The organism is Tenacibaculum agarivorans, from assembly GCF_001936575.1.
GTDB classification, from domain to species: domain Bacteria; phylum Bacteroidota; class Bacteroidia; order Flavobacteriales; family Flavobacteriaceae; genus Polaribacter; species Polaribacter agarivorans.
On record NZ_MSMP01000072.1, the window covers coordinates 1 to 5,749 of the forward strand.

Annotated in this window: 1 protein-coding gene; it reads left to right on the forward strand. The window is 33.8% G+C overall.

Features of this window, described 5'->3' with window-relative positions; all coding sequences use genetic code 11:
- Nucleotides 1–5,749 (forward strand): non-ribosomal peptide synthetase (locus BVC87_RS22810; protein WP_143569897.1); only part of this gene is annotated, 5,749 nt, incomplete at both ends.

Consider the following 5,749-nt stretch of genomic DNA (forward strand, 5'->3'; position numbering starts at 1 on the left):
GATTTCACGTTTACAAAAGCTAGATTATCATATAGCAGTTAAAGATATTTTCTCTAATCCAACAGTTGCTCAAATTGCAGAAAGAATCTCAGAAGATGTATCTGTATATCAAGTACCAGCCAATGGAATTACAATAGATACAGATCGTATTGTACCAGAAATGGTGCCTTTATTAGACTTTGATCAAGAAGATATTGATAAAATTATAGCAAGTGTTTCAGGAGGCGTTGCTAATATTCAAGATATCTACCCATTATCACCATTACAAGAAGGAATGTATTTCCATTATCTAATGAGTAATCAGGAAAAAGGTGATCCTTATGTATTACCAAGATTGTTATCATTTACAGAGGAAGAAAAACGAACAAACTTTATAGAGGCATTACAATTTGTAGTAGATCGTCATGATGTATTACGTACATGTTTTGTTAGTGAAGGTTTACCAAGTGCAGTACAAGTAGTACTTAGAGAAGCAAAATTATCTTTAGAATATTTAGCTATTGATGAATCTAAAGATATGTTAACAGAATTGGAATTATTAAAAGCTCCAGGTAATTTATGGATGGATGTTTCCAAAGCACCGTTGTTACAGCTTAAATTGGCTAATGATCCAAAGAATGGAACGTATTACTTATTGTTAAATCAACATCACCTGGTACTGGATCACATAGGAATGGAAAAAGTAATCTCGGAGATGGAACAATATTTATTAGGTAATGGAGCTAACCTTCCTACACCGGTTTTATATCGAGATTATATAGCACATACTGTACATCAGCAATCAATTAACGATAGTGCTGTTTATTTCAAAGAGTTATTAGGAGCTATTGAAGAACCAACATATCCGTTTGATTTATCAAACGTACAAGGAAATGGTAGTGCTGTTAAGGAGTCTAGAGTAATTTTATCAGATGAATTCAGTAAAGAAATTCGAAAAATTTCTACTGAGTTAAGTATAAGTCCAGCTGTAATTTTCCATGCAGCATATGGAATCTTAATAGCTAAATGTAGTAATGCTGGTTCAGATTACGCTATTTTTGGATCTCTATTCTCAGGGCGTTTACAAGGTGCATCTGGAGCGTCGGATTCCTTAGGTCTTTTTATCAATACATTACCATTTTTAACAACATTAGAAGGAAGTATTACGGAGTATATTCATGAAGTAAGTAATACATTAAGAGAGTTATTGCCTTATGAACAAACACCACTTTCAAGTATCCAAAACTGGAGTAGCATTGCTAACGATGTACCATTATTTAGTGCGCTATTGAATTTCCGTCATTCTTCAGTTGCAACTGAAGTTGAAGAAAAAGAAGAAAGTATCGATTTAGGAATTACAGTTATTAGTGATTATGAGCGTACTAATTATCCGTTAATTCTAAATGTTGACGATTATGGAGAACTTTTCGGATTAAATGTACAGATTGATAGAGAACATCCGAATAAAGTACTGGATTACATGCAGGAGATTTTAACCCAATTAGTGGAAGGTTTAAAATCAGAAGATAAAGATGTTGCAAGTATAACAATAGTACCAAAAGAAGAAGAAATTCAATTATTAGAAGCTTTCAATAACACTACTGTTAATTATCCATTAGAGAAGACTTTAGTAGATTTATTTGCAGAACAAGTTGCCAAAACTCCAGATGCAGTAGCAGTTGTTTTTGAAGATAAACAACTAACATTTAAAGAGCTTGATTTACGTTCTAATCAATTAGGACACTATTTACGTGATCAAGGAATACAACCAGATATTTTAGTAGGTATTTGTATAGAACGTAGTCTAGAAATGCTCCTAAGTATTTTAGGAATTTTAAAGGCAGGTGGTGCTTATGTTCCTATTGATCCTGAGTATCCAGAAGATCGTATTGATTACATGCTGAATGATGCAAATATTAATTTGGTATTAAGTAGCGCAAAAGTCAGTGAGGCAATTTTAGAAGGTAAAGAAGGAATTAGTTGTATTTCTTTAGACAGTGATTGGAATACAATAGAAACGTATAGTTCAGAAGCTTTAAGTACAGTATTAACTCCTGAAAATTTGGCTTATGTAATTTATACTTCAGGGAGTACTGGAAAGCCTAAAGGAGTAATGAATCAGCATAATGGTATTGTAAACCGTTTATTATGGACGCAGTCAGAATATCAATTAACAGCTGAGGATACTATTTTACAGAAAACAACTTTTAGTTTCGATGTTTCTGTTTGGGAGCTATTATGGGGAACAATTTGTGGATCAAAGTTAGTATTTGCAAAACCAGAAGGACATAAAGATGCACGCTACTTAAAAGAGATTATAGAGCAACACAGTATTACTACAATGCACTTTGTACCGTCTATGTTACGTGTATTCTTAGAAGAAATTAGTGCGGGTGATTGTAGTAGTTTACAACGAATAATTTGTAGTGGAGAAGCCTTACAGGTAGATCATGTACAGTCATTTAATGAGAAATTTACAGAAGTCGAATTACACAACTTATACGGACCAACCGAAGCTGCTATTGATGTAAGTTATTGGCAAGTACCGTTAGACAGAGCAATAAAAAATGTCTTAATAGGAAGTCCAGTAGCCAATACTAGTTTATATGTAGTAGATGATGCGATGAACTTAGCACCAATAGGAGTTGCAGGAGAGTTATGTATTGGTGGAGTTCAAGTAGCTAGAGGATATTATAATAAACCAATACTAACTTCAGAGCGTTTTGTTGAAAACCCATTTGCTAAAGGTGATCGATTGTACAAAACAGGTGATTTAGCACGTTGGTTACCAGATGGGAATATTGAATACATTGGCAGAAAAGATAACCAAGTAAAGATTAGAGGATATCGTATTGAGCTAGGCGAAATAGAGAATGCGTTGTCATTATTAAGCTCAGTAAGTCAATGTTGTGTATTGGCAAAAGAAGATGCTATAGGAAGCAAACGCTTGGTAGGATATGTAGTTGCATCAGAGGTGTTTGATAAAGAAGCGATTCAATCAGAATTAAAAGAAAGCTTACCAGAATATATGGTGCCTACACTTTGGGTTGAGCTTGATGAGATGCCGTTAACGGTAAATGGTAAATTAAATAGGAAAGCCTTACCAGAACCAGATGGGGCTATGTTGTCTAGGCAAGATTATGTAGCGCCACGTACAAAAATAGAGCAAGAATTAGCTAGTATTTGGCAAGATATACTAAAGATAGAAAAGATTGGTATTTACGATAACTTCTTTGAATTAGGTGGGCATAGTTTACTAGTCGTTCAGTTAATTTCACGCTTACAAAAACTGAATTACCATGTAGAAGTACAAGATATTTTTTCAAATTCTACAATTGAAGCTATTGGAGAAAAGATTTCATCAGAATATACTGCATATCAAGTTCCAGAAAACGGAATAACTATAGGTACAGATCGAATTGTTCCTGAAATGGTTCCTTTGCTAGATTTTGAGCAAGAAGATATTGATACTGTTATATCTTATATTGATGGAGGTATTGCAAATATTCAGGACATGTATCCATTATCACCATTACAAAAAGGAATTTATTTCCATCATTTAATGAGTGATAAAGAAGAAGGTGATCCATATGTAATTCCTTATCTATTATCATTTAAAACAGCAGAAGAACGAAGTACATTCATTGAAGCTTTACAGTTTGTTGTAAATCGTCACGATGTTTTAAGAACAGCAGTTGTAAGTGAAGGTTTACCAACTCCAGTTCAGATAGTATCGAGAGAAGCATTATTAAAAGTAGAAACCTTAGATCTTGATTCATCTAAAGATGTACTATCAGAATTAGAAGAATTAACAGCACCAGGTAACCAATGGATGGATGTTACGAAAGCTCCATTATTACACCTACAGGTAGCAGACGATCCACAGAATACTACGTACTATTTAGTGCTATTAGAGCACCATTTAATCATAGATCATATTGGATTAGAAAAAATTATTTCAGAGATAGTAACATATATTTCAGGAGAAGGAGCTAGTTTACCAGAACCTGTTTTATATCGAGACTTTATTGGACATACCCTACATCAGCAAGCTACAAATGATAGTGCTGCTTACTTTACAAACTTACTAGGAACAGTTGATACACCAAGTTATCCATTTGATTTATCAAACATTCAAGTAAAAGGATCTTCTATAAAAGAAACTGTAGCTATTTTACCACAAGAGTTAAGTAATAAAATACGTACAGTAACTACAAAACTAGGGATGAGTCCTGCAATATTATTTCATGCTGCTTATGGAATTGTAGTAGGAAAATGCAGTAACATGGAGTATGCAATTTTTGGTTCTTTATTCTCAGGTAGATTACAAGGAGCATCAGGAGCAGGAGATTCATTAGGATTGTTTATTAATACCTTACCATTTTACATAGCTTTAGAAGGAAATATTTTAGCTTATGTAGAGGAAGTTAAACAGAGATTACAAGAATTATTACCATACGAACAAACTCCATTATCAAACATTCAAGACTGGAGTGGAGTTTCTAATGAAGTCCCATTATTTAGTGCACTATTAAACTTCCGTCATTCTTTTATTTCATCTGATGAAGAAGCAGAGGAAAGTTCTATTGATTTAGGAATTATTAATATAGACGGACAAGAACGAACAAATTATCCATTTACATTAAGTATTGACGATTATGGAAATGATTTTGGTTTAACTGCTCAGATAGAAGAAAGTATAGAAGCAGATCGTGTGATTGTATACATGCAAGAAGTGTTAGAGCAGTTAGTAGAGAGTTTAGATTCAGAAGATGATAAAGAAGTAGCTGCGATTTCAATTTTAGGAAAAGAAGAAGAAACAAAATTACTGGAAGTATTCAATGCTACTGATGCAGATTATGCATTAGATAAAACAATACTAGACTTATTTGCAGCCCAAGTACAACAATCACAAAAAGCGACAGCGATAGTTTATAAAGGAACAGCATTAAGTTATAAGGAACTAGATCAGCGTTCGAATCAAGTAGCACGTTATTTACGTGATCAAGGAGTTGAATCAGACGGTTTTGTAGGCATTTGTATTGAGCGTAGCTTAGAAATGTTGGTTGGTATTTTAGGAGTTCTCAAATCAGGAGGCGCTTATGTTCCAATTGATCCTAATTATCCGCAAGATCGTGTAGATTATATGATTGAAGACACAGCTACTGGTTTGGTGTTAAGCAGTGCTCAAAGTCGAACTATTTTAGAGCATAAGAAAGACATAACCATTGTATCGTTAGATAGTGATTGGGATACAATAGCGAGTTATTCAGCTTCAGGATTAGAAACTAAAATTACTCAAGCTGATTTAGCTTATGTAATCTATACCTCAGGAAGTACCGGAAAGCCCAAAGGTGTTTTAATAGAACATGGAAATATGTTCAATTTAGTGAACTGGGCATTAGATAATTTTGAAGAATCACTTGAGTTAGGAATGTTAGCCAGTACATCGATTAACTTCGATTTATCGATTTTCGAACTATTTACCTCGTTAGCTTCAGGATCAAAAATTGAATTGGTGGATAACTTATTATCCTTAGTTGAAGATTCAGATATTTCGGTATCATTAATAAATACAGTACCAAGTGTTTTATTAGGTGTTTTAGACTCAGGGAAGTTGTCAGAAACAGTAAAAACAATCAACCTAGCAGGAGAGCCTTTATTACCGAGTTTAGTAGATCGTATTTACGCGGAAAGTTCAGTGGAGTCGGTTTATGATTTATATGGACCTTCAGAGGCTACAACCTACAGTACATTTATCAAGCGAGAC